Origin of the sequence: Psychromonas sp. Urea-02u-13 (assembly GCF_002835995.1) — a bacterium.
Lineage (GTDB): Bacteria > Pseudomonadota > Gammaproteobacteria > Enterobacterales > Psychromonadaceae > Psychromonas.
The window spans coordinates 1-303 of sequence record NZ_PJBZ01000314.1; the positions used below are offsets into that span (position 1 = coordinate 1).

Annotated in this window: 1 protein-coding gene; it reads right to left on the reverse strand. The window is 42.9% G+C overall.

The features are described 5' to 3' along the window. Positions 1-303: hypothetical protein (locus CXF74_RS22770; RefSeq protein ID WP_232772628.1), on the reverse strand; the 303-nt coding region annotated here is incomplete at both ends.

Consider the following 303-nt stretch of genomic DNA (forward strand, 5'->3'; position numbering starts at 1 on the left):
GGGGTTAAACTTTCTATCGTTACCATTGTAATCAGTACCACTGTAGCCATAAGACGCTGGCGAGGGAGAACCGCTTCTACCCTCAGGATCAATAAGTGCATCTTTATAATAAATAGCTTCCTTATGCATCTGCACCCCAACAAGCTCAAGTACCGAATAAGGATTATCAATATAAGGTATGGTCAGTTCACCGACCGTTCGTGATGTTTCGTTTATAAATCTGAATGTTTTTGTGACTTCAGGGTCTACTGCCCAGACTCCAGCCCAGCTTAAATCGTTATCATTCAGTTGACGGTCTCGTAG